Source organism: Nostoc sp., assembly GCF_036917615.1.
Taxonomy (GTDB): domain Bacteria; phylum Cyanobacteriota; class Cyanobacteriia; order Cyanobacteriales; family Nostocaceae; genus Nostoc.
Genome location: NZ_JBALCZ010000020.1, coordinates 89,985 through 114,083 on the forward strand (window position 1 = coordinate 89,985; position 24,099 = coordinate 114,083).

16 protein-coding genes and 3 pseudogenes are annotated in these 24,099 nt (G+C 43.5%); 12 read left to right on the forward strand and 7 right to left on the reverse strand.

The annotated features are described in order from the left end of the window. Positions 1-93: 93 nt before the first annotated feature. From V7K85_RS07180 to V7K85_RS07200, 5 genes are all read left to right on the forward strand, one after another. On the forward strand, positions 94-1,236 hold the full coding sequence (locus tag V7K85_RS07180; RefSeq protein ID WP_334812200.1) for a glycosyltransferase: 1,143 nt from the start codon (positions 94-96) through the stop codon (positions 1,234-1,236). A gap of 112 nt (positions 1,237-1,348) precedes the next feature. Next, entirely contained in the window at positions 1,349-2,107 is a 759-nt protein-coding gene (locus tag V7K85_RS07185; protein ID WP_334812352.1) for a sugar transferase, read from the forward strand. Between the two features lie 504 nt (positions 2,108-2,611). Beyond that, positions 2,612-3,691 (forward strand): GDP-mannose 4,6-dehydratase, encoded by a 1,080-nt coding sequence (gmd, locus tag V7K85_RS07190; RefSeq protein WP_334812202.1) that lies wholly within the window; start codon positions 2,612-2,614, stop codon positions 3,689-3,691. Between the two features lie 23 nt (positions 3,692-3,714). After that, entirely contained in the window at positions 3,715-4,659 is a 945-nt protein-coding gene (locus V7K85_RS07195; RefSeq protein WP_334812203.1) for a GDP-L-fucose synthase family protein, read from the forward strand. A 73-nt stretch (positions 4,660-4,732) separates the two neighbouring features. Then, complete coding sequence (locus V7K85_RS07200) at positions 4,733-5,353, forward strand: 5-formyltetrahydrofolate cyclo-ligase (RefSeq protein ID WP_334812204.1); 621 nt, start codon at positions 4,733-4,735, stop codon at positions 5,351-5,353. Between the two features lie 73 nt (positions 5,354-5,426). Here V7K85_RS07200 and V7K85_RS07205 read toward each other — a convergent pair whose 3' ends face one another. Continuing rightward, a complete protein-coding gene (locus tag V7K85_RS07205; RefSeq protein WP_334812206.1) occupies positions 5,427-6,536 on the reverse strand; it encodes a 2OG-Fe(II) oxygenase in 1,110 nt (369 codons plus the stop codon). A 51-nt stretch (positions 6,537-6,587) separates the two neighbouring features. Here V7K85_RS07205 and V7K85_RS07210 point away from each other — a divergent pair. Continuing rightward, positions 6,588-6,758 (forward strand): annotated as a pseudogene (locus V7K85_RS07210) (transposase); the annotation flags it as partial. A gap of 253 nt (positions 6,759-7,011) precedes the next feature. Continuing rightward, on the forward strand, positions 7,012-7,848 hold the full coding sequence (locus tag V7K85_RS07215; protein WP_334812208.1) for a carbohydrate ABC transporter permease: 837 nt from the start codon (positions 7,012-7,014) through the stop codon (positions 7,846-7,848). A 31-nt stretch (positions 7,849-7,879) separates the two neighbouring features. On the opposite strand, the gene V7K85_RS07220 is transcribed toward V7K85_RS07215, so the two are convergent. After that, the gene (locus V7K85_RS07220; RefSeq protein WP_442940550.1) at positions 7,880-8,500 is read right to left on the reverse strand and encodes a sugar transferase; all 621 of its coding nucleotides are present in this window, start codon (positions 8,498-8,500) and stop codon (positions 7,880-7,882) included. A gap of 483 nt (positions 8,501-8,983) precedes the next feature. After that, on the reverse strand, positions 8,984-13,114 hold the full coding sequence (locus V7K85_RS07225) for a hypothetical protein (protein WP_334812212.1): 4,131 nt from the start codon (positions 13,112-13,114) through the stop codon (positions 8,984-8,986). Between the two features lie 555 nt (positions 13,115-13,669). Here V7K85_RS07225 and V7K85_RS07230 point away from each other — a divergent pair. From V7K85_RS07230 to cobT, 3 genes are read left to right on the forward strand one after another with little or no spacing between them, the layout of a single operon-like run. After that, entirely contained in the window at positions 13,670-14,371 is a 702-nt protein-coding gene (locus V7K85_RS07230) for a Crp/Fnr family transcriptional regulator (protein WP_334812354.1), read from the forward strand. Between the two features lie 13 nt (positions 14,372-14,384). Next, on the forward strand, positions 14,385-15,125 hold the full coding sequence (locus V7K85_RS07235; RefSeq protein WP_334812215.1) for a DUF2232 domain-containing protein: 741 nt from the start codon (positions 14,385-14,387) through the stop codon (positions 15,123-15,125). A 55-nt stretch (positions 15,126-15,180) separates the two neighbouring features. After that, positions 15,181-16,368 (forward strand): nicotinate mononucleotide-dependent phosphoribosyltransferase CobT, encoded by a 1,188-nt coding sequence (gene cobT / locus V7K85_RS07240; protein WP_334812217.1) that lies wholly within the window; start codon positions 15,181-15,183, stop codon positions 16,366-16,368. A 472-nt stretch (positions 16,369-16,840) separates the two neighbouring features. On the opposite strand, the pseudogene V7K85_RS07245 reads toward cobT, so the two are convergent. Continuing rightward, positions 16,841-17,213, reverse strand: a pseudogene (locus V7K85_RS07245) (hypothetical protein). Between the two features lie 356 nt (positions 17,214-17,569). Between V7K85_RS07245 and V7K85_RS07250 the strand changes: the two are divergent. Continuing rightward, complete coding sequence (locus V7K85_RS07250; RefSeq protein ID WP_334812220.1) at positions 17,570-18,748, forward strand: extracellular solute-binding protein; 1,179 nt, start codon at positions 17,570-17,572, stop codon at positions 18,746-18,748. A gap of 82 nt (positions 18,749-18,830) precedes the next feature. Here V7K85_RS07250 and V7K85_RS07255 read toward each other — a convergent pair whose 3' ends face one another. Both V7K85_RS07255 and V7K85_RS07260 read right to left on the reverse strand, forming a co-directional pair. Next, positions 18,831-19,451, reverse strand: a complete 621-nt coding sequence (locus V7K85_RS07255; protein WP_334812222.1) for a hypothetical protein — start codon at positions 19,449-19,451, stop codon at positions 18,831-18,833. A 47-nt stretch (positions 19,452-19,498) separates the two neighbouring features. Continuing rightward, a complete protein-coding gene (locus V7K85_RS07260; protein WP_334812224.1) occupies positions 19,499-20,272 on the reverse strand; it encodes a class I SAM-dependent methyltransferase in 774 nt (257 codons plus the stop codon). Between the two features lie 154 nt (positions 20,273-20,426). Here V7K85_RS07260 and V7K85_RS07265 point away from each other — a divergent pair. After that, positions 20,427-21,328: pseudogene (locus tag V7K85_RS07265) on the forward strand (LysR family transcriptional regulator). A 12-nt stretch (positions 21,329-21,340) separates the two neighbouring features. Here the strand turns inward: V7K85_RS07265 and V7K85_RS07270 are convergent. After that, complete coding sequence (locus tag V7K85_RS07270; RefSeq protein WP_334812227.1) at positions 21,341-23,971, reverse strand: U32 family peptidase; 2,631 nt, start codon at positions 23,969-23,971, stop codon at positions 21,341-21,343. Positions 23,972-24,099: the final 128 nt, after the last annotated feature.

A 24,099-nucleotide genomic window follows, 5' to 3' on the forward strand; every position in this document is an offset into this window, starting at 1 on the left:
CTGGGGCGCTTCCCGTTAATTAATCACAAGGGGAAACTTTTCAGTTAACCTGATCAAGTTGGCTTTTGTATTTTCCATTTATTCAAGTTAGCTGTGGCCTTGAAATATGCTCTAGTTCATGAGTGGCTGACACCCAAAGCCACCGGTGGTTCAGAACTCGTTGTCCGAGAAATTTTGAATCACATTGATGCTCATTTGTATGCTCTGATCGATTTTGAATCCAGCAATAGAGAAAGTTATTTATACAAGCGTCAGATTGGCAAGACGTTTCTTCAGGACTTTCCCTATGCCCGCAACGGTATACAAAAATACTTGCCTTTGTGGCCTTTGGCAATTGAACAACTTGATTTGCGGCATTATGACGTAATTCTGTCTTCATCCCACGCTGTTGCCAAAGGAATCCTTACCACTCCCGAACAGATGCATATTTGCTACTGCCACAGCCCTATGCGCTATGCCTGGGACTTGACCTTTGATTATCTGCGCCACAGCAAACTGGGTAGTGGTTTGGCTGGGTGGGTGACGCGATATTTATTACATCGTTTGCGCCAGTGGGATGTATTGAGTGCCAATCGCGTTGATTACTTCATTGCCAACTCACAGCATACAGCTCGGCGGATTTGGCGTTGCTATAGGCGAGAAGCAACAGTCATTTACCCACCAGTGAATATTGCGGAATTTCCATTCTTGTCTGAGAAAGAAGACTTTTACCTGACAGTTTCCCGGTTAGTGAGTTATAAGCAAGTATCCTTGATTGTCAACGCTTTTAATCAACTAAAACGACCATTAGTAATCATTGGTACAGGAGATGAAATGAAAAAGATTCGCGAGATGGCAAACTCCAATATCCAAATACTAGGATGGCAACCCGATAATGTGGTAAAAAAATATATGTCTAGGGCTAAGGCTTTTGTGTATGCAGCTTGTGAAGATTTTGGTATTGCCCTAGTGGAGGCACAGGCCTGTGGCACGCCAGTGATTGCCTACGGTGCAGGGGGTGCTCTAGAAACAGTGCGAGATATTCGCTCTTGTGGGGATACAGGGACAGGTATATTTTTCAGGACGCAAACAGAGGCGGCTTTGGTGGAGGCAGTAGAAAAGTTTGAAGTGTATGAGGGTTCGTTTAGTTCCGAGTATATACGATCGCACGCCGCGCAGTTTTCACCGCAGATCTTTGCAGATCGTTATCTAGATTTTGTAAACAAGTGCAACGAAAAAAGACCATTTTTGGAATGATGGTCTTGGTTAATCTCTTATTTTTTTAGGCTTTTGGCAATTTCCCCCCAGAAGCACCTCATTTTGGCTTTAATATTGGGACTATGTGTGGTGTGGATTATTAAGGAGTATGATGACTGCCCAGAGCTCACTCCTCTCCGGCAAGCGAGGCGTACGGCAAGACACTAGAGCGTCTACGCGTACTTTCTTAAAACGCGGTCAAAAAACAAGGACGCCAAGAGTTAAACCCAAAGGTTTATCTTTTCTGGGTTTAAACGGAGAGTTTGCCAAGCGACTGTTCGATATAGTGTTTTCGCTGTCGGTGTTAATTTTGTTCTTCCCCGTCTACTTAATCTTGGCCTTGCTGATTGCTTTCAGTTCAGAAGGTCCAATTTTTTATGTCCAGGAACGGGTGGGGAAAAATTACAAAGCGTTTAATTGTATTAAATTCCGAACAATGGTGAGCAATGCGGACGAAATCCTCGTGCAAATGATGGAAACATCGCCCCAGTTGCGACAAGAATTTGAGAGCAGTTTTAAGCTGAAACAAGACCCCCGGATTACCAAAATTGGTCGATTTTTGCGAATTACTAGCTTAGACGAATTTCCCCAATTCTGGAACGTTTTAAAAGGGGACATGAGTGTAGTCGGTCCCCGACCCTTAGTAGCAGAAGAACTGCCAAAATACGGTTGTTACATTGATGAGATTTTAACAATCCGTCCAGGAATTACTGGTTTGTGGCAGGTGTCTGGGCGTAATGATATTCCCTACCCTCGGCGAGTCCAAATAGACCTGCATTATGTCAAATTTAGGAATTTCTGGCTTGATTTATGGATCATCTTGAAAACTGTTGATGTGGTCATTCTGCCCAAAAATAACGGGGCATACTGAGTAACTACTTAGGGTCAATTCTCTGGGGCAGTTAATGCCCCTAAGTACCAATTATTCTTGTAAAACTGAATGTTTATCTTTTTTCTAGTTATCTATATTTGTTCCTTTATACTTAGCTCAGACCTCTTTAAATGGGAATTTTTGGTTCGTTTTGCTCATATTCGGATTTTTGCAAGGAGTCTAATCTAAAAATACCTATTTTATCCAGTCTTCACAAAACCAGAGATATATGAAGTTTTGACAAAAAACAACGTACACAATACACAATATTTAAAGAATCTTGATCTATCTGGCAGAAAAAATATACATAATCAAACAATCTTGATCTATCTAAGGTTGATCTGACGTGTTAAATTCCTTTTTATTAAGTATATTTATTGACGGAAAAAGTCTCCTAACGACAAGAACTCGTAGGTTTCCCATTAGGCAATTCAGCAATTAGCTGCTAGCTTGTATCAGATTGGCTGTAACTTTTTAATCAAAGACAATAAGGGATAATTGAGGATGACGCAACAGAAGCGAGCGTTGATTACTGGTATTACCGGTCAAGATGGTTCATATCTGAGTGAGTTTTTGCTGGAACAAGGTTATGAGGTTCATGGCATTATTCGCCGGACTTCTACCTTCAACACAGACCGCATCGATCACATTTACGAAGACCCCCACAAAGAGGGAGTGCGGTTGTTTCTTCACTATGGTGACTTGACAGATGGTACGACGTTGCGGCGCATTTTAGAAGAAGTCAAGCCAGTAGAGATTTACAACCTCGGCGCTCAATCCCATGTCAGAGTCAGCTTTGATTCACCAGAATATACGGTGGATGCTGTAGGAATGGGGACGTTGCGTCTGTTAGAAGCAATTCGGGACTACCAACAGCGTACCGGAATTCAGGTGCGATTTTACCAGGCGGGTTCTTCAGAAATGTACGGTTTAGTACAAGCAATACCTCAAACTGAGACAACGCCGTTTTATCCCCGCAGTCCCTATGCCTGTGCGAAAGTTTACGCCCATTGGCAAACTGTAAATTATCGTGAGTCTTATGGTTTGTTTGCTTGTAATGGCATACTTTTTAACCACGAGTCACCAAGGCGGGGTGAAACCTTTGTAACCCGCAAAATTACTAGAGCAGTGGCTGGTATCGTTGCTGGTAAGCAGAAAAAAATTTACATGGGTAATCTAGACGCCAAGCGAGATTGGGGCTATGCGAAGGATTACGTCAAAGCAATGTGGTTGATGGTGCAGAAAGATCAGCCAGAGGATTACGTAATTGCTACTGGTGAAACCCACTCGGTGCGGGAGTTTTTGGAACTGGCATTTAGTTACGTAAATCTTAATTGGCAAGATTATGTAGAGTTTGATGAGCGTTACCTCCGTCCATCTGAGGTAGAGTTATTGATTGGCGATTCTACCAAAGCACGGCAGAAGTTGGGCTGGACACCATCAGTAACCTTTGAAGAATTAGTTTCCTTAATGGTGGAAGCAGACTTACAAGCATTGGGTCACACTTCACCCAATGGAAATGGTTCGCAATTTCCACATGATATTGCGACTGTTCGTCAAGAACTGGGCGCTTTGCACTTCTGATTCGCACCACAGAGGATAAAAATATGACCGCCTTAGAATTAAAAAATCAACGCATTCTCGTCACTGGTGGGTCAGGGTTTCTAGGTCGTCAGGTGATAGATCAACTGTGTAAAGCAGGGGCTGCTCGTGAGAAGATTACAATAGTGCGATCGCACGACTGCGATCTGCGTGTCTGGGAAAATAGTCAACGCGCAATTGACCAGCAAGACATAATTATTCATCTAGCTGCTCATGTCGGTGGCATCGGTCTGAACCGCGAAAAACCCGCCGAGTTGTTCTACGATAACTTGATCATGGGAACCCAGCTAATTCACGCTGCCTATCAAGCCGGAGTAAAAAAATTCGTTTGTGTTGGCACAATCTGCGCCTATCCTAAATTTACCCCAGTGCCATTCAAAGAAGATGATCTTTGGAATGGCTACCCAGAGGAAACCAACGCCCCCTACGGAATTGCTAAAAAAGCACTTTTAGTCCAATTGCAATCTTACCGCCAGCAGTACGGTTTTAATGGGATTTACCTACTGCCAGTGAATTTATATGGCCCAGAAGATAACTTTGACCCCGGAAGTTCCCACGTCATTCCAGCGTTAGTTCGCAAAGTTCACGAAGCTCAAATTAAAGCAGAAAAGCAACTTCCAGTTTGGGGTGATGGCAGCCCCACCCGTGAGTTTCTGTATTCAGAAGATGCAGCGCGGGGGATTGTTATGGGCACTCAATTCTATAACGAATCAGAACCAGTTAACTTGGGAACGGGTGATGAAATCTCCATCCTTAATTTAGTAACTTTAATCTGCGAATTGATGGAGTTTAAGGGTGAAATTGTTTGGCAAACTGATAAGCCTAATGGTCAACCTCGCCGCTGTTTAGATACTGAACGCGCAAAGCAAGCCTTTAATTTCACGGCTCAGGTGAGCTTTGAAGAAGGGCTAAAGAATACGATTGAGTGGTATCGTCAACACGCTGCATAACGATGTACTGGTGAGTGTAGGGTGGTATAAGCTGGGCGATGCCCAGCTTATTTATTTGACGCTAAAAATTTTCATGGACAAAGTTAATCATCAACTAAATAAAGCAGAACTACGGCGAAAGCTTCTGAAAACACGTCAATCAATGTCCGTTGGAGAGTGGAGAGAAAAAAGCGATCGCATTTGTTCTCATTTACAAACCTCTACTTTGTTTACCCAAGCAAAAACAATACTCGCTTATTTCAGCTTTCGCCAAGAACCTGATCTCAGTCCACTATTTGCAAACAGCAAATACCGTTGGGGATTTCCTCGCTGCATTAATAAATCCCTATGTTGGCATATTTGGGCACCGAATGATTCTGTCCAAAGCGGCGCTTATGGCATTACTGAACCCCACCCCGACGCTCCAATCTTAGATGCGGCTGAAGTTGATTTGATTCTCGTCCCCAGTGTAGCTTGCGACTATCAAGGATATCGTTTGGGGTATGGCGGCGGATATTATGATCGCTTGCTCAGTTTACCGCAGTGGCAGACAAAGCCGACTATCGGAATTGTCTTTGATTTTGCCTATTTGTCCCAAATACCTATTGAACTTTGGGATAAACCATTACAAGCTGTTTCTACGGAAACCGGATTGACTCGGAAAGATTCAAAGATTCAGGATGATCAAGATACATCAATTCTTACACTATTTTGACTCCAAATTCTCGCTGCTAAATTCTGACAGTTTTGAAGGAAAAGATGCATCTGTTTCCAAACTTTTTTTACTTCTAATCACCATCAGTATTATCAAGTACAATGTACTTGCGATTTTCTTCCCGTAACTGGGCATCTTGATCATTGTAAAAGAACGACAGGAGAACAAAACGCCGTCCACTTGTGACAGGAGTAGCTTCATGCAGTAGAGAGCAAGAAAAAATCACCGCTTCTCCCACATTGGGACTATAAAGCTGGAGTCCATACTCTGGAAATCGTAGTTCTCCGCCTTGGTAAGCTCCAGTATTGAGATTCAGCGACATAGCAAATCGTCGGTGCGCCGTACCTTTGGTAGTATTATCACGATGACGATTAAAGAAGCTTTTATCAGTTGCTTCGTAACAGGATATCAGATGGCGTTCAAAACGAGTGATGCTAAACTGGAATACCTTCTCAATTTCTGGCTTAACCCGTCGTATGATCATTTCATTGATTTGCTTTAATAGTTGAGGATCAGAAATTAAATAGTCTCGGCGTTTTTTAAATTCATAGTCATAGACTGCGATTGTTTTGCCATCGATTTCTCGCATGAAGCCAGAATCTTGACCACCATCTGCTTCGTACAAATGAATTAAATGTTGACAAAAGCTTTGACTCAGCACATTTGGTATAAATGAAACAGGTGCTTGTCTGGCTGCTGGAATATTTTGTGAGATTGCAGGTAAGCCATTGATAAACTCAAATACTTGTTCCCAAGGTTGAGTAGTAGCTAAGATTGGCAAAACCTTTATAATTCGTAAATTTTCATCCAAAACAAAAATTGTTGGTCTATATTGTAGTTCGTTCCCTGCCTGATTACTTGGTTGACAAATACCGTATTGTAAACTGACTTTCAGTTCAAAATCCCAAAGGAATTTGAAATAAGTTTTATTCTGTATTAACTCTGCTAGGAAAGTGTCATCTGGGTCTATACTCACACCAAAAAATGGCACTTGATACGCAACTAACTGCTGCTGTCGATTACATAACTCATCAAGAATCTTCCGAATATAGTTGTTTTTGGAACTTCCGAAAAAAAACAAAATGCTCCGATATCCGCCAACCGAATTAAAGTGAAAGGCTGGATTTGAAGTTGAGGGAAGAATGAACCAGGGAATCGGATCGCCAACAGTAAGAGGTAACATAAGATATCAGATTATATTTATGCGAGCATTGAGTCTGGTAGACATGAGCCAGGATTTCAGGTATTACCTAAGCGCTGGATTGTTGATCGTACATTCGGGTGGTGGAATCAATATCGTCGTTTGAGGAAGGATTACGAACTTTTACCAGAGATGAGCGAATCTATGATTTACACAGTGATGATTCGTTTAATGTTGAAACGACTGGCAAAAAACTGGAGCTAGATATATAGCAGTGGAGAAAGCCATTAGGACAAGTCGGTGGTAGACGCCTTCAACAAACGTACATTCTGAATTGATTGTTTGTCCTAAGCTTACTGTCCACTGCTATATATTAAATATTCTTCCAAATAAACAGCAAGTAGTGTGAGTGTTTACATCCTGTTGAATTATAAAATAAAATTCGCAATCATTTTGCTGATTTTTGTGCTTACTGTGCAAAAATCTTTCAGAAAAGAGAATTTAGCTTATTAATCAAATGCTGAACTGGAAAAAATCACGATCGCAAATTCTGCTCATGTATGCGCTATTGGGAGCGATCGCACTGGTGATGCTCTTTCCTTTACTATGGCTAATTAGTACAGCCTTAAAATCCCCTACGGAAAGTATTTTTCAGTCGCCGCCACAGTTGTTGCCTGCGTCACCGACACTAAATAACTTTATTAGTGTGTGGAACTCTTTACCTTTTGGACAATACCTGTATAACAGTACTTTGGTGTCAGTGCTGACTGTGGGCTTAAATCTGCTGTTTTGCGCTTTAGCTGCCTATCCGTTGGCAAGATTGTCGTTTGTAGGGCGAGACTGGATTTTTGTAGCGATCGTCTCCACGATTATGATTCCCTTCCAAATCGTAATGATTCCCCTTTATATTTTGACAGTCCAGTTGGGTTTGATAAATACTTATTTAGGGATGATTTTTCCGAGTTTAGCTTCTGCATTTGGCATTTTTCTGTTGCGCCAAGCTTTCATGAGTGTCCCCAAAGAGATAGAAGAAGCTGCCCGGATGGATGGCAGTTCGGAGTTAGGTTTGTGGTGGCATGTGATGTTACCAGCAGTTCGCCCAGCACTCGTAACTTTAGCTATTTTCGTATTCATTGGTGCTTGGAGTGACTTTTTGTGGCCTTTAATTGTCATCCAAGACGAAAATTTATACACTCTCCCTTTGGGAGTTGCGAAGCTAGCAAGTACATTTTCCCTTGACTGGCGGTTGGTAGCTGCTGGCTCAGTGATTGCGATCGCTCCAGTATTATTACTATTTGTGTTTTTACAACGTTACATTGTACCCACGGAAACTGGTAGCGGCGTCAAGGGATAAAAATCTCTCTGCCAATGTTCAATGCCCCAATTCAATAAGCACCAGTTTTTTTAAATACCACCCAGATAGTTTTAACAATCAGACTCAGGTCATAAGTTACAGACCACTTACGTTGATAATCTATATCCATTTTGACAATGGTTTCAAAGTCTATAATGCTCGAACGACCATTAGCCTGCCATTCTCCGGTAATGCCTGGTTTGACTCGCAATCTATTCCAGTGGTGTGGATCGTAATGGCTGACTTCATCGAGAGTAGGTGGACGAGTACCAACTAAACTCATGTCCCCTAACAAAACATTCCAAAATTGGGGTAATTCGTCCAAGCTAGTACGCCGCAAAAATTTACCCACAGAAGTAATGCGAGGATCGTCAACAGATTTAAAGATGTGACCTTTAGCTTGGTTTTCAACCAAATGCTTGAGTTTATCGGCATTGACGATCATAGAACGGAATTTCCAGATGCGGAAAGTTTTTCCGTTCAAACCACAGCGAATTTGGGAATAAAATATTGGACTTGGCTCATGAATAAAAGTAGCAATTGCTACAGGAATTGCTATGATAAATGTAATTATCAGCCCCACTATGGCCCCCACAATGTCAATTAATCGTTTTCTGGCGCTTAAAGTTGACGGATGTGAAGGCTGTTGCAAACAATTAACTGAATAAAGATAAAGATTATTCACAAGGAGTAACTTATTTTATAACTGGAATTTTCGTATCAGTAGTGTAGACATGGACACGATTTTTACTGCTTTTGCCGCTACTACTTAGTGTTAATATACACAGATTTCAACCAATAGAAAAACTAAAAACTCAAAATTTACAGAATCTTTCAATTAAAGTGATAGCTTGTAAATCTACAGTATTTTATCCATCAAATAAAAAGATAATACTATGGTACACATCCAAAAAATTACTGTGCTGAAATACTAGTACAGTGGAGCGTAAATCCAGCTACCATCTCAATTAATAAGTAAGTGGGCAAAATCCCCTTGTTAAAGGTAGGGGCAAACTGACGCCACAGTCTACTAGTAGTACTTTGCAAAATTCCAAATGCTCATAACCTAAGCACTTGGAATTTTGAGTAGTATCCTTATTTTCTGCGTGATTCACTAGTCTCAATGGCAACAACCTCACCCACAAGGGGATGCAGTTTCTCCGTAATTTCTATGAATCTCTAAGCCGAAATTCACCTTATATGGTTCCTCCAGTGATTGCTGATTACTAGCCTTGATCGCATCTAGATAGTGACGCAAAGACAACAGTTGTTGGGAATTGGGACGATAAGTGAGACTCCCTTGTTTTTCAAAAAGTGGTGCTGTGGTGATCGCCTGATAGTCAGGATTTTCTTGCGAACTCTGGGTGAGCCAAGTTGAGTCTGTAACTGAAGGTATCAAACCCGAAGGCAGTTCACCTTCCAAAAAAGCTAGCAGGCGTTGCTGACAAGTGCGAGTATTGATCCCACGACCTTCAAATAACTGGATAACTTCACCGAAAGATAAGGATCGGTCTGGTAGCAGCCGCAGCAATTCCGTAAATAAGAAATAATCAGTGTATTGTTGCCTGGGTATATCTAATATCTGGGGATGCAAAGGCAGCATCGCCAAACCATAAGCAACCCGACTGCAATTGGGAGCGCCGTTTTCGCCGAGATATAAATCTTGAATAATCTTCGCGCTGGGGAGTTTTTGCCGTAACCAGCGGTTCACCGTTGCGACACAAGCCACCCCACCAGTCAGGATAGCTTGATTAATTGCTTCTGTGGGGATACCACGAGCTACCAATAACTTGTTGAGTTCTCGGTTCAGGCGGCGCACAAACGGGATAAATACCTGGCTTTCTAAGTCTCGTCGCTGCAAAATCCACCGCTGATCCGCCAATTCCAGGGTAAAAGACTCTTGGTGTTGCAAAATCAGCTTTAGGGCTAGTGCCGCATCTAATATCGCCTGTCCCAGCAGAGAACTTTCTAGACGCTGCTGGAGGCGAATCCGAGCGGTGATATCTGGTTCTCCGACTCTGGGTAGTTCTAATTCTTCCAACCCTAAACTCTGCCAACGCATTTGGTCTAAACCGGGAATTGAGGGTTGCCATTGCCAAGGATTACTAGTAATAGTTTTGCGTTGGCGTAGCCCGCCGCAGGCATCGCTTTGTGTATCGGTGCGTGATTGCCGAGATTTAGGTGGCAATAGCAGCTGGCAGATAATATCTTGTTCAATTCCCTTGCCAGCATAGGCAAAACTGTGGAGCATGAAATCATTGTATGTCAATTGCAGCAATGTTTCTGGTATATCGACCAGCAACATTTCTGTGGCAGTTGTCCCAATGTTAATCACCAGGGTGTTGCCAATAATGGGATCTTCGCTGGTTTTTGCCGGATGAGAACCCTGAGGTTCGCTTAATTTTACTTGCTCACCGTTAGCAGCATCGAGTTCCGGGAGTAGACTAGCGATCGCTTCTTCCACAAAAAAGACTTGCTGCGGATGTTGGATGAGTTTGCTGGTGAGCAAAGCTTCCCGCACGTTGAAGCGGTATTGTTCCGACCAACTAGATGGACAAGTACAAATCACACCAGCAATATTATTGATAATCTTCGGAAAATTTTGTTCGCTGATCCCAACAGCAGCAGCCATTAAACTAGGGGTGGTACAAGTTTTTTCTGATTTGAGGGTTAATAGGAGCTTAGAGAGCGATCGCACAACCCAAATCAAAGGGCCTGCCGAAAATTCATTTAATTGTAAAACAGGTTCCCATTTCTGTCGTTCACTTTTGTAGGGAATGGCTACTTGTAAATAAGGCTTCAACTGCGCCGAGTAGAGATTATTTCTCGTCGGATCTGCTGTTGATCTCGGTGTTACAGGAGTGGTAGCCGCGCGATCGGGCACTTTATCTTGGGCAACAGCCGCAGGTGCTGTCTGCTCATGTGTTTCGATACTTTCATTTTCACCGTGGGGTACAGAAGCTGTAGGCAGATAAACCTCTGTTGGTAAACGAAACGATTGCTGGAAGGAACTTGTTCCCGGCGGATTTTCTGCTGACCAGTAGATAGGATGTACAACAAAAGTCGAGCGATTTAATAAGGCGGCAGAAATTCCTGTTGTACCTAAATCAATTCCTAAATACCAGACTGACTCTAGAACATTGAGCGCAACTTCTGGATTGTTGATGGAGTTGGAAATTGAAGGTAGAGAACTTTCTTGAACAGAAGTTGTGACTTCCTTTTTTTGTTCAGTTTCTACCTGGGGAACTGCCAAAGTGGATAAAGCAGCAGTTGAGGTGTTTTCTGTTATTTGGAGATTTTCTGTTTGCAACTCAGGGGAAGTTGTGGGAATTGTGTCTTGAGTTTTACCAATTAGTTCTGGAAGAATATCTAAGTTGATAGCTGGCTGCGACTCAGAATTTAGCTGCTGATCAAAATTAGCCAAATCCCGATCTAATTGCTGCAATTGTTCTTCATCTAAAAAAATATCAGGTACAACTGGAGCCTGGTTTGACTCAATAGAAAGCAAGTTTTCTTGTGGCGAAGCAGTAATGTAGCTATCTAAAGACGGTTCTGGCTGATCATCGTTAATTAATACTTCCGATGTAGCGATACCTTCTGGTACGTCCGCTACGTGTAGTTTGCTTTCCCGTAGGGGTACGGTAGGTGCCAACGCAATTTCTGCTACTTTTGGAGTAACTGGTGCTGTAGTTGTGGCATTATCCACAGACGATGATACTTCCAGCAGTTGCTGTTCACTACCTGGAGCAACTTCCAGTAGTTGCTGCCCACTACCTATATCAGGCAATAGGTCAGTTAGGGTATTAATTGTATCAACACTAGCTGGCTGAGTGCCGAGTTCCACGGGGAAACTGTCTGTTTGTAGCACAGAGTTACTAAGAGGCGAGTCTAGGTCAGTATCCTCTTCAAAAAATAGTTCTTCCTGTGGCTCTAATGATGAATCTGTGGTTTCTACTAAAGTCTCTTGGGTTGAAAGACCCATATTTGTTGTTACAACCGCAGAATCCACGGTTTGAGGGACAGGTGGGCCCTCAGCGATATTCAACGGTGATCGGGAGGCTGTGGAAGCAGATAAATCATTTGTGGCAACATCGAGGTTTGGATTATTAACATCACCAGTACCAAACAAACTGGCGTAAAGTTGGTCTACTTCATCACCAATTAACGTAGAAATATCTTGCGGTAATTCGGTCGAGGTTTCAGCAGATTGAGACGAATCTAAGCCAAGCTGCAACAGCGCTGCATCTAGATCCTCTGTGAGGGTAGTCTCCTGTTGCTCAGAATTAATTGTAAGTGAAGATGAAGTTTCTGGCTGTATAAGCTCCAAAGGTTGGGGCGGAACTCCAGCAGTGATCTCGGCTGGGTCAGCCAATGGTAGTGGTGAAGGTAGTGTTTCAGATTCTACCCCCAGGAAAGATGACTGGGAACTAGGGGATTGCTGCAAATGCTGGGTCAAATTGTTGAGAAAGCTGGCCATCAGCTGTTCGCCTTGCATCCCCTTGCTATGCATTCTTGCCAGTGCTTGCGACAGGGATTCGTAATAGGTATTAATGTTGCGCTGTAGTGCCTCAAAGACTACATTCACCGTCCCATCTAGTGATAATAGGCGTTGATCTAACTCCCTGGCCAGCTGGGTTAAGCGCTGCACACTGTCTGGGGATTCTAATAAAGGTTGAGTTGCAGATGTTGCGTGATTAGTTACTCCTGAAGAACTGGCGGAATTTTCCCCCGTCTGTGCTACCAGTGGCGCTAAAGTTGGCACAAGACGACTCATGAGTACCTGTAAAAACTCGGTAATCATCTGCTCCTGGTTTGTCAACTGCTGCCCTAAGGAGTAGTTTTGCAATCGCCTTTGCTCTAGCTGCCGAATTTCCTGTATGAGAGTGGCTCGCTCTTGTAATAGCCCTTCTAATTCCGATCGCAATGGCTGAATCAATCTCGAAAATTCATTTTTTAATTGTCTTGCTCCAACAGTACTCTGTTCCTGACTGGGTTCGAGCTGCGGTAGTGGATACTGGTTATGATCATGAGCAATAAATTTTGTTAACAAAGGCGTTCGCGGTTCTTCAAAAGACTGATTTGGGATACCGCTCTCTAATGCTTCTTTTTCTTGTAGTCTCACCAAGAAGTCGCGAATTCGTTCTAAAACTTCTTTAGGATCTTGCACCTGACCAGACAGAAATCTAGACAGGCGTTTGCCACCGCTGACAAGTAAGTTGTCAATGTCTGCGATCAGCTTTTGAATTTCATCTGCACTGGAAGTCACTTTTTTTACCTTATTTAAGAACTTATGTCAAGTAATGTGACAATTAGTTTACAATCACCGGACCCCTGCGGGGAAGCAAGCTAGCAAGAGCCTCGACCATCGGAGAAGTTTTGAGTGGCAAAAGCCGCTGCTTGGACTTGTGACTGTCATTATGTTATGGATTACTGGGAGTCGTGGCAATCTTCAGTCAGCGTTTGTTAATAAGGCTTAGTTTTGCAGCTCATTGGTTGCCTATTTTTGAAAATCGCTAAAATACCTGAGCAATAATTTACTCCCTTTAGTATCATTGATGTTGTTTGCCTATATTCTTAACTAATCAAGTTTGCAGTGCAGCTAGCCCCTAAGCAATACAACCGCCGGCTATAAACTACTTTTTGCAAAACTTTTACCCCGTTTAAACTTATAGGTAAAGATGGTTTAGAAAAACGTTCTTGTCGCTTTCTTATGTAGCATAGTTTAGTTTTCTCTTTGAAAGGGAGCTGTGCCTTGATGGCTTAGGCTGAAAATGGCGCTCTTGTTTGTTGTGTATATAGCAGCTTGAATAAAAATATCGTAATGGAAGACCGATATAGCTTGCAAGCACAGGCTAATCCCTGGATGATCACCTCGGCTCCCTTTTTTCAAGGGTTGCCAGAAATTGCTGTAAAATCAGCCCTCATCCATCTTGTCACCCGCACTCACCCAGCCAATCAAGTGATTCTGCTAGAAAATGACTGGGGCGGTTCTGTGTATTTTATTCTGGACGGATGGGTAAAAATTCGCACCTACAATCTGGAAGGAAAAGAGGTGACGCTGAATATTCTTGGCAAAGGGGAATTGTTTGGTGAAATGGCGGCGCTAGATGAAGTACCTCGATCCACAGATGTGATTACCTTAGCTGCTACGGTGATTGGCAGTATGCCTGCTCAGGATTTTGTCAAGTTGCTTCAGATAGAACCTTTGGCGGGAGTTCGATTGGCACAACTAATGGCACGACGTTTGCGGCAAGTAAATCGCCGATTGCGGTTGCGGGAATCTGATAGCCAGTCACGGGTGGCAGATACGTTGCTATTTTTGGCAGAAGGACAGGGAAAAAAAGGGCAAACAGGAACCGAAATTCCCAATTTACCTCATCGGGAATTGAGTAGTTTGAGCGGACTGGCGCGGGAAACTGTGACACGAGTGTTGACAAGGCTAGAAAAAAAAGGCTTGATTAAACGGGATCAAGATACTATTTGTATTCCCGATTTGTCAGCCTTGGAAAGAACGATAGTTTAAGAACTTGTCAGATATGAGTATTTTAGATTCTCTGCCAGATGAGCCGCAGGAAGATCCATCCCCTGAATCTCCAACTCCCCACAATCATTGGTTAGACAAAGAACAACAGTTAATGCCTCCTCAACTCAAGGCTGATGCGCCCTTGAGAATGGTGGAAACGGCGTTTTTAGCCAGTACCGCTAGCTTGATTTGGTTTATTAATTTTTACTTTCCCTTGGGCCCAGTTTTGCGGATATTTTTTCCGGTGCCGATCGCTCTAGTTTATCTGCGTTGGGGCAAACGCGCGGCATGGATGGCAGCACTCACCTCCGGGTTACTGCTGACGGTACTGATGGGCCCAGCCCGCAGTTTGCTGTTTGTCATGCCCTACGGGTTCATGGGCGTGCTTTTGGGGGCGACGTGGTATCGTCGTCGTGTTCCCTGGATTGTTTCCATCACCTTGGGTACGCTGTTGGGTACTTTGGGAGTTTTTTTTCGGCTGTGGTTGCTATCTGTTTTGTCGGGTGAAGACCTGTGGATTTATGTGATTACCCAGGTAACAGAGGTCATTGAGTGGATATTTTTGAACCTAAGTTTGTTAGTGAGTCCCAGTGTGTTTTTGATTCAAGTAGGAGCGATCACTCTAATTGTACTCAACAACTTTATCTACCTTTTTGTGGTACACCTGGCAGCATGGTTGCTTTTTGACCGCCTGGGCAACCCCATTCCCCGTCCACCACACTGGGTGCAAGTTCTCATGGATTATGAAAAATAGTGAGGAGTTATGAGTTAGGAGTTATGAATTAAACTGCTAACTCCTAACTTTTTAAATGATTAGTATTTATACTCAAAAAGAACAGGGTGAAGAATGGCTGCGACGGTATCGTGGTTGTCTACCCGTATTTGCCTGTGTTTTAGGATTTACTGAAACTGGTTTAATTCCAGGAATTTCAGCGGCTGGTCGCACTCCAGAGGATCGAAAATATACTGCTTGTGCCGATGCCGAGTTTTTGTATTACGGCCCAGAACATAAAGCCCAATATCCCCTACCACCACTAGCGGCTGGGGCTTCGCCTGTGCTGATTTCTCGCGCTGTCTTTGGGTCACTAAAGATACCAGTTCATTTGTTTAATGCTGGTTTACCCCAGCCTCCTGCTGTGCCAGTAATTGATTTGGGTGGCGCTCCTGCTAAATGTTTAAGTGGAGGTGCTGCTATGGAAATCACAACGGTACACCACTTGTTTGAACAAGGGCTACTTTGGGGAGAACGCCTTGCTGCCAATATTCAACAGGGGTATTTGATTGTCGGTGAGTGTGTGGTCGGAGGCACTACAACTGCTCTGGCAATCTTAACTGGTTTGGGTATAGATGCTGCCGGAAAAGTTAATAGTAGCCACCCTGTTTGTAACCACGTGCAAAAGTGGGCACTAGTGCAAGCTGGGCTGGAGAAGATAAGGGAAAGCAAGGAGCAGGGGGAGACGAATTTTCTATCCCAACTCCTAACTCCTAACTCCCAACTTCTAACTTCTGTAAATCCTCTACAACTCGTCGCCGCTGTGGGCGATCCGATGCAGGTGGTGGTAGCTGGGATGGCGATCGCTGCTAGTCGTAGTTGTGGTGTAATGCTTGCTGGTGGGACGCAAATGCTGACGGTTTATGCGCTGATCAGTGCGTTCGCTCAAGCTTACGCCTTATCATGGCAACCAGAAGAAGTTGTTGTAGGCACAACCCGCTGGGTGGCAGAAGACCCTACTGGGGCTACGGTTGACTTAGCCCTCAGCTTAGGAAAAGGCAGCTTAACTCACAGTGGAGGAACCCCTCCCCTATTAGCCACTCATCTGAGCTTTGCTGATTCTCGTTATCCCCAACTGAGAGCTTATGAGCAAGGCTTTGTCAAAGAAGGTATGGGTGCTGGAGCAGCTTGCATAGCCGCCCATCTTAGCCAAGATTGGCAGCAACACCAACTTTTGGCAGCCATTGAAGCCCAACTTGAACGGCTAAATATAGCATTTCATTAATTCGTAGCGAATTAATGAAAGGCAAGGCTCTGCGCCCTCACCGAAGTTATAAGCGAAGGTTTCCTCGTAATAGCCTAGCGGTTGAGTAGGAGCAAGTTGCAAATCAATTTTTGCGAAAGCTGTCTGGCTTGTCATCAACCAATTTGATCACTAGATGCCAAAAACACTGATCATAAAAACGCAGATTAATAAGAAAATCTTGGTTTTTGAACCATACAACATTCTAACGACACCAGTCTTAGGGTTGTTTTTTTTGTTTCATAGTGAGGTATTCACTAAAAGCCTATAAGTAGATATATCACACTATTACGTAGATATATGTAATAGTGTGTTTAAGTTTTTTATCAATTTGATAGCTGGATTAGTTGCTTATACTTGATATTTGCTTAAAAAGCCATCACTCGACATTGAACCGAAAGGCTTGCCTTCCCTATCTCCAGCCATTTTTTTATTCGTTGAACTCTGGTTAAATTTAATGAATTCTCTCTCTGAGTAATTGTTCTTCTAAAGCAGCAATGCGATTATATGCTGCTGTTAATTGCGCTGTCAGTCGTTGTATTTGAATTTCTGGTGTTATGTTGTCTCCACCTTAGACGATGCATGTCTAGATAAATACCATCTGTCAATACATCCTTGTGTTCCATTTCTGGATTTAAACTGATACGTCCTTTCAACTGGTAGCCCCCAGCCGCGCCATTTTCCTGATAATTATCCTTTGCTTGTGTATTCGCTAAAGAACATTCTGAGAAAGCTTGAGCGACTTTACCGTCAAGCTGCTCAATCACTTGGTAGAGGGCATCCAGTTTTTCGCTTAAAGTCAGGATCTGCTGCTGTAATGGCTCCATTTAATACCTTTATCCGTACATGTTCTCTATGTTATTCAATTTACTCACAACCTTAACAATACTTATGGATTATTTAAGTATTGATAATTTTTGGTGGAAATGTGACATTTAAATCATTACTTCTAAATATAAGTAAAGTTTGACCATGAATACTAATGAGGAAATTTAGGGAGAAAAATTAATCTTTAGGTAGCTATTTGCCAAAAAAGTCGCTAATTTAAGTCAAATGTTCAAAATTACCGATATTAACAACAAAAAATACCGATAATTTTCCAACTCAACTTTTTCAGCTAGTCAGTCTCTGGTGAATTTCTGCTTAATATTAGGTATAATCAAAAATCTCAAATCCAAAATCAATGGATCGACGGTCTTTTTTGCTAAGTACAAGTACATTGGTACTTTCACAACTGCTTTTTGGCTGTGGTGGAAACAACCAGATGCAACTAAAAGTAGAGTTATTAAAAGGTTCTATACCTGGTCAGGTAGTTAATCAATTCCACAAAGGTTTGCAGCAACAGGTGCAGTTAAAGTTTGCTCCAGTCGAGCAAATACAGGATTTATTTCAGCAATTACAAAATTGGCAGCAGAAATCAAAAGCCACCGATGAGCAGGGATGGAGTCGCTTTATACCCTTTAGGCAAGGTCAAAAAACGGCTGATGTAGACCTAGTGACATTGGGAGATTACTGGCTAAAAGCAGCTATTGAGCAGAAATTGATTCAACCACTCCAAGAGGTACAGGGAAACCAATTAAAGCAGTGGTCTGGTTTGGATGAAAGGTGGAAGAAACTGGTAATGCGTAACGACCAAGGTAACTTGGACACTCAAGGAAAGGTCTGGGGTGCGCCTTACAGGTGGGGTAGCACGGTGATTGTTTATAACCGTGACAAGTTGCGAAAATTGGGATGGACGCCCAAAGATTGGAGTGATTTGTGGCGAGATGGAATGCAGCAACACATTTCTCTACTTAATCAACCACGAGAAGTTATTGGTCTGGTCTTAAAGAAGCTAGGAAAATCTTACAATACAGAGAATATTGACCAAGTACCAGACTTGGAAAAGGAATTACAGAGATTAAATCAACAGGTGAAGTTCTACAGTTCCAATAACTACTTGGAACCTCTAATTATGGGAGACACTTGGCTAGCGGTTGGTTGGTCAAGCGATGTACTGCCAGTTCTGGGACGTTATCCGCAACTTGCCGCAGTTATCCCCCAGTCAGGAACAGCAATCTGGGCAGATTTGTGGGTACGTCCGGCAGGTATTATTAAGAGTACTTTATCAGATCAATGGATTGATTTTTGTTGGCAACCAAGCACAGCTAAACAAATTTCGGTGCTGACCAAAAGTAATTCGCCAATTTCTACAAATATTATCGCTGACGATATCCAAGAACCATTATGGAGCATCTTACAGAGCGATGTCTACGACGGGCTACGCCTACGCGAAGTTTTCGATAAAAGTGAATTTTTGCTTCCCTTACCCCCATCAGCAATAAAACAATACGAGTCTTTATTCGCCAAAATTAAAGCTTAATTGAGAATTGGGCATTGGGCATTGGGCATTGAGCATCTCCCTCATCTCCCCCAATTCCTAACTCCTAACTCCTAACTATTTACTACAAAGAACGCTGTAACCCTATCTTGTTCTTAACATTCGTTTGGATACTGCATAAAGCTGGACTTATACTAAAGTTGCAAGTGTAGGTTGCCAAAGGTTCTTTTTGATAATTAAATACGCGGACATTGTAACCAAAGTTCCGTGCAGCGCTACCCAAGCGATTTACGAAGTCGTAGCGCTCTACATCCTCTAGTAAACTCCAAATTTGCTGATTCACGATCAAGTCTACTCGTGCAGGTTCTTTTTCAGAAGCTGGATATGCTATCCAATTATCCAATAGCTTTTTCTCAGAGTTTTGTTGTGCCCACCATAAACTGGGAACGGTCAATCGCGCTGGGTTTATGGTGTTAGCTGTGATCACATAGTCTTTTGGCTTGGTCAATAAGTCTAGTTCTAGAGGCGCACTAGAAGGCAACGGTATTAGGGGGGTTTGCGCTAGTGAGGACGGGACTAGTAAAGTGGTGAGGCTAATGGTTAGTAGTAATGAAAACGATGTCTGGCGATGGCTGCGCCAACGCCTGCCGTAGGATGCCCGTACCCCTACGGGGAAGCAAGCTACGCGTAGCGTCTCCTTTAGGAGAAGGGCTGTAGGGCGATCGCACAATTTGGGTATATGCATAACTGATACTAATTCGTAATTAAGGTACAAGTCAAAATTCGCACAATCTAAAGTTTAATTGCAACGATGCGAATTCTTCGATAGTCTGCTACCCAAGTTCCTTGTTGATACAGTGTTGGCTTAAGATATTCCTCCACGGCGCGAATTATTTGTATTTGTTGGTCATTAGAAAGTCCTGTTAAAAAACTGCTGGCGAACATCTGAATCCAGTTTGCCATACCTACTTCTCCCTCTGCTAAAGGAGTTGGACGAGCAAAAAGCATGGCATGAATGACATCAAAGCCTTGCTGTTCTAATAGGCTGGCGTACTCACCAATACTAGGAAAATACCAAGGATTTAGGGCTTGTGCGGGGATATTAAATGCTTCTAAGGTGCTTATCAAAGCTGTGGCGATCGCCTTTACATTCCCTTTCCCACCAAACTCGGCTACAAACCGGCCTCCGGGTTTTAAGGATTGATGTATAGAGGCGATCGCACTATCTGCTTGTTTCACCCAATGCAATACAGCATTGGAAAACACGGCATCAAAGGGCTTGTCTACTTGAAAGCTCCTAGCATCAGCAACATCAAAACGGATATGGGGATAGTTTTGTCTTGCCTTTTCGATCATCGCGGGTGCATGATCAACTCCCATGACTTTGACACCAGCTTGGGCAATTTTTTCTGTGAGTTGTCCAGTCCCACAGCCGAGATCCAAAATGGATTCTCCTGGCTGAGGGTTGAGGAATTTTAGTAAATCCTCACCATACTCCCAGACAAAGGCGTGTTTATCTTCGTAAAGGGCAGTATTCCAATTATTGGTTATGGAAATATTATGCATAACTGTAAAAGTACAGATTGTTGGCTTGCCAGTCATCAACCATGTGCTTCAGGTTGATGACTGCCTGATCATCACAGTAAAAAAGATTTTTAATTATGTCCAATATATATTTTCACCTTAACTAATATTTTAAAGATATGAATTCAGGTAACAGATGGAACTACGACACTTGCGCTACTTTGTCACGTTGGCAGAGGAACTGCACTTTGGACGAGCGGCGGAGCGATTGCACATTGCCCAACCTCCCCTAAGTCAACAAATTCGGCAGCTAGAGAGGGAATTGGGTTTTGAACTGTTTCACCGCACGAAACGAAATGTGCAGTTAACAGAAGCGGGGCAAGTGTTTCTGGGTGAAGTTCAGCAAATTATGAGGCAATTACAACAGGCAATCCAAGTCGGGCGGCAAACGAGTCGGGGCGAAATTGGACAGTTGGTGGTCGGCTTTGTCAGTTCTGCGGCGTATAATATTTTGCCAACTATTCTGCGAACCTTTCGTAGTTGCGTTCCTGGTGTGAGCATCGAGTTGCATGAACTGACTACAGATCAGCAGTTAGAGTGGTTACGAGAAGGTCGAATGGATGTAGGATTATTGCGTCCACCTGTTGAAGAAAATAGATTTAGCTGTGAAACGATTTTTCAAGAGTCGCTGATGGTGGCACTACCTGAAGCACATTTGCTAGCGAGTCAATTTGATATTTGTTTGTTGATATTTGTTTGACATCCCTTGCCAATGAAGCGTTTATTTTATTTCCCCGAATATTAGCACCAGGACTCTACGACTTAATCATCAGTCTCTGCCAGCAAGCAGGCTTTAGTTCCAAGGTTGCCCAAGAAGCTATCCAGATGCAAACTATTGTCAGCTTAGTAGCAGCCGAGATGGGCGTTGCGATCGTGCCAGCATCTTTGCAAAATCTACAACGAACAGGGGTAGTTTATAAAAATCTTCAAGAAGATAGCCCAAAAGTTGCAAACGCGATGATTTGGCGAAAAAACGAGACATCTCGAACAGTGCAGAGGTTTCTGGAAATAGTTAGACAAGCTGCCCAGCAATGGTAGGTATAACAGTTATCACCTAAATGTTGACACTCCCAATGGGCCACGAGTTACACCTAGCTGATTTTGCAGTTTCAACTCGTGCCACAGTTGGGAACCTGTAATCTCACCTTGCAATAGTTGACGATAGCAATGTATTGTTTTAGTCACTTGGTCTGGGGTTTCACTCACAAACTCGATGCGAAAGTGACGTAATCCCAATTCTCTAAGACGCTGTACGTACTCGGCTCCAGTTTGAGCAGTGCCGTTAAATACAGTATTGCGGCAACCGACATCTGCTTTGAGGACGTGTTCGCTGCCTACACGGTCTTTTAATTTCACTTCCTGCTTTTCACAAGGTCGTCCACAATTGGTGTAGTCTGTACCCGTCGATAGAAAGGCACAAAATACACAATGCTCCATGTGGAACATCGGCATATGCTGATGGATTGTCACCTCAAACCACTGGGGTGGACAACTTGTGAGCAGGTCTTGCAGTTGGGTAATATTCAGGTCATAGGATGCTGTCAGCCTTTTTAAGCCAAAGCCTTGCTGAAAGTAGTCTGCTGTTAAGGGATTAGCAACGTTGAGCGAAAAATCTCCGATACAACGGTCTGCTGCAAAGAATTGCAATTGATCATAGTTCCGCACCAGATAGCCATCTGCCTCACAGGCACGTACTTGCTGCAAAATCCAGTTTTCCCCTGGTTTGGTAATTCGGGGTGGTGCAACCCAAATTGTGGGGAGTGGGGATTGTTGCCTTTGTTTATGTATCAGCTGCACCGCTTCTCGGTAGGCGCGAGGATCTTCAAATTCACAGTACAGTGTTTCAATACCAGCTTTGAGGGCGGCTTGGAGTTGCTTGAGGTTTCGTACCAAAACTATGAGTGAAGGAGATGTAACTTTAGCTTCCCGCAGGGTAGGGAATGAGGCGGATGAGGAGGGGAGTAAGTTTTGGAAAGAGACATCAGAACGTAATTGCCAGCGTTTGGGTTGACTTCGCAATTCTTCCAACTGCACCACAATTTCCCGCCGCATCCGGTTCAATTCACTTACGGGCAGCATAAGGGAAGTGCTGAGGTGGTTAGTTAGTTTTTCCAAACAGAAAGGTGTGTTACCCAAACGACCGAATTGTTCTTGTAGACGGTCTGTATCTAAGGGTTTGGTGTGCGCCTCTACCAGTGAAATTGTAGACTCCACTTGGACAATATTAGCGAGTTGATCACGAGCGATCGCAATCAGTGGCTGACTAACTTCTCCATAAACTTCTAAAGAAATGGGACGCTGAAATTGGGGATTCTCGCCAGCAAAACTCTGACGTAGTTGCTTATCTAATTCTGGATCACTGGTTTTCCAAATGCGATCGCCTACATGCACTCGGCGCAGGTTCAAGTCATTTCGACCAAAGGTCAGTATAGCTTTTTTACCTTTGGGCATCACAGCATAAACCCGACCGCCTTCTTCCTTCGCCTCTGGATGACCGCAGTCAAACACAATTCCATCCCCTGGTTTTACAGGCGCTTCCAGTTTGAGTGTTACCTGTTCGTTGTGGATGCGGGTGACTTCACCTAAATAAACCCCGCGTTTTTTGCCAAAACGGGCGTGAACTAGTTCCTGATTATTAATCCCGCCAAACCAACCCGTGTAGAGTCCGCGAGAAAATGCCATTTCTAAGTTGTAGTGTTCTTGATCTGACTGACCTCTTCCCCAGCCCCTCTCCGAAACGGAGAGGGGAGCCTTTATTCCCCCTTCCCTACCAGGGAAGGAGGTTAGGGGGTTAGGTCTTTCCAATTCTGTCATCACCCCATCCAGGGCTTGCCGATAAACACGGGTGACATTAGCAACATATTCTGGAGCTTTCAGGCGACCTTCAATCTTCAGACAAGTTACTCCTGATTTCACCAAATCTGGCAGAACATCTAACCCTGCTAGGTCTTGAGGACTGAGTAAATATTTGCGATTATCTAAATTCACAACTTCCCCATCAGCGATTAACTCGTAGGGCATCCGGCAAGCTTGGGCACATTCACCTCGGTTAGCAGAACGTCCGCCTAAAGCCTCACTAGTCAAACACTGACCGGAATACGCCACGCACAAAGCACCGTGAACAAAAACTTCCAAGGGCAGCGAAGTTTCCTGTTGGGCAATTTGCTGCTGAATTTTATTGATTTCCTGAAGAGAACATTCACGCGCCAGCACCACTAATTGACAACCGAGGGACTTGGCAAATTCTACCCCAGCTGCACTGGTGATCGTCATTTGGGTGGAAGCATGGATGGGAAAATCAGGCGAGAGGTGACGGATGAGACGACAAATTCCGACATCTTGGACAATCACCGCATCCACACCCGCTGCAATAATTGTGCGGAGATATTGCTGCGCCTCTGCTAGTTCTTTGGGAAATATTAGTGTATTTACGGTGACATAGCCCTTCACACCTCGATGGTGCAGAAATGTCATCAATCGGGGTAAGTCCGCCTCAGTAAAATTTTGTGCCCGCATTCTGGCGTTAAACCGATCCAAACCGAAGTAAATCGCATCTGCCCCATTTTCCACAGCAGCTTTAGCACAGTCCCAATTACCTGCTGGCGCGAGTAGTTTAGGACATTGAAGGGAGGGTTGGGAAGGGGAGCGTAGGCGTAGCCCATCGGAGATATCGCTTTTCATCAGATTTAGGGAAGGTTAACTAGCACCATAGTGATTTTATCGAAGTTATTGGGGGATGGTGCGATCATAGTCCTCATCTCTCTACAACGATTGCCTGTCTATTTTGCTTAATTAGTCAACAATATGTA

Coding starts and splice junctions, on each gene's coding strand:
- V7K85_RS07200 (WP_334812204.1), top strand. CDS start 4,733: ATGGACAAAGTTAATCATCAACTAAATAAAGCAGAACTACGGCGAAAG.
- V7K85_RS07270 (WP_334812227.1), bottom strand. CDS start 23,971: ATGAAAAGCGATATCTCCGATGGGCTACGCCTACGCTCCCCTTCCCAA.
- V7K85_RS07260 (WP_334812224.1), bottom strand. CDS start 20,272: ATGCATAATATTTCCATAACCAATAATTGGAATACTGCCCTTTACGAA.
- V7K85_RS07250 (WP_334812220.1), top strand. CDS start 17,570: ATGGATCGACGGTCTTTTTTGCTAAGTACAAGTACATTGGTACTTTCA.
- V7K85_RS07205 (WP_334812206.1), bottom strand. CDS start 6,536: ATGTTACCTCTTACTGTTGGCGATCCGATTCCCTGGTTCATTCTTCCC.
- cobT (WP_334812217.1), top strand. CDS start 15,181: ATGATTAGTATTTATACTCAAAAAGAACAGGGTGAAGAATGGCTGCGA.
- V7K85_RS07255 (WP_334812222.1), bottom strand. CDS start 19,451: ATGCATATACCCAAATTGTGCGATCGCCCTACAGCCCTTCTCCTAAAG.
- V7K85_RS07185 (WP_334812352.1), top strand. CDS start 1,349: ATGACTGCCCAGAGCTCACTCCTCTCCGGCAAGCGAGGCGTACGGCAA.
- gmd (WP_334812202.1), top strand. CDS start 2,612: ATGACGCAACAGAAGCGAGCGTTGATTACTGGTATTACCGGTCAAGAT.
- V7K85_RS07235 (WP_334812215.1), top strand. CDS start 14,385: ATGAGTATTTTAGATTCTCTGCCAGATGAGCCGCAGGAAGATCCATCC.
- V7K85_RS07195 (WP_334812203.1), top strand. CDS start 3,715: ATGACCGCCTTAGAATTAAAAAATCAACGCATTCTCGTCACTGGTGGG.
- V7K85_RS07230 (WP_334812354.1), top strand. CDS start 13,670: ATGGAAGACCGATATAGCTTGCAAGCACAGGCTAATCCCTGGATGATC.
- V7K85_RS07215 (WP_334812208.1), top strand. CDS start 7,012: ATGCTGAACTGGAAAAAATCACGATCGCAAATTCTGCTCATGTATGCG.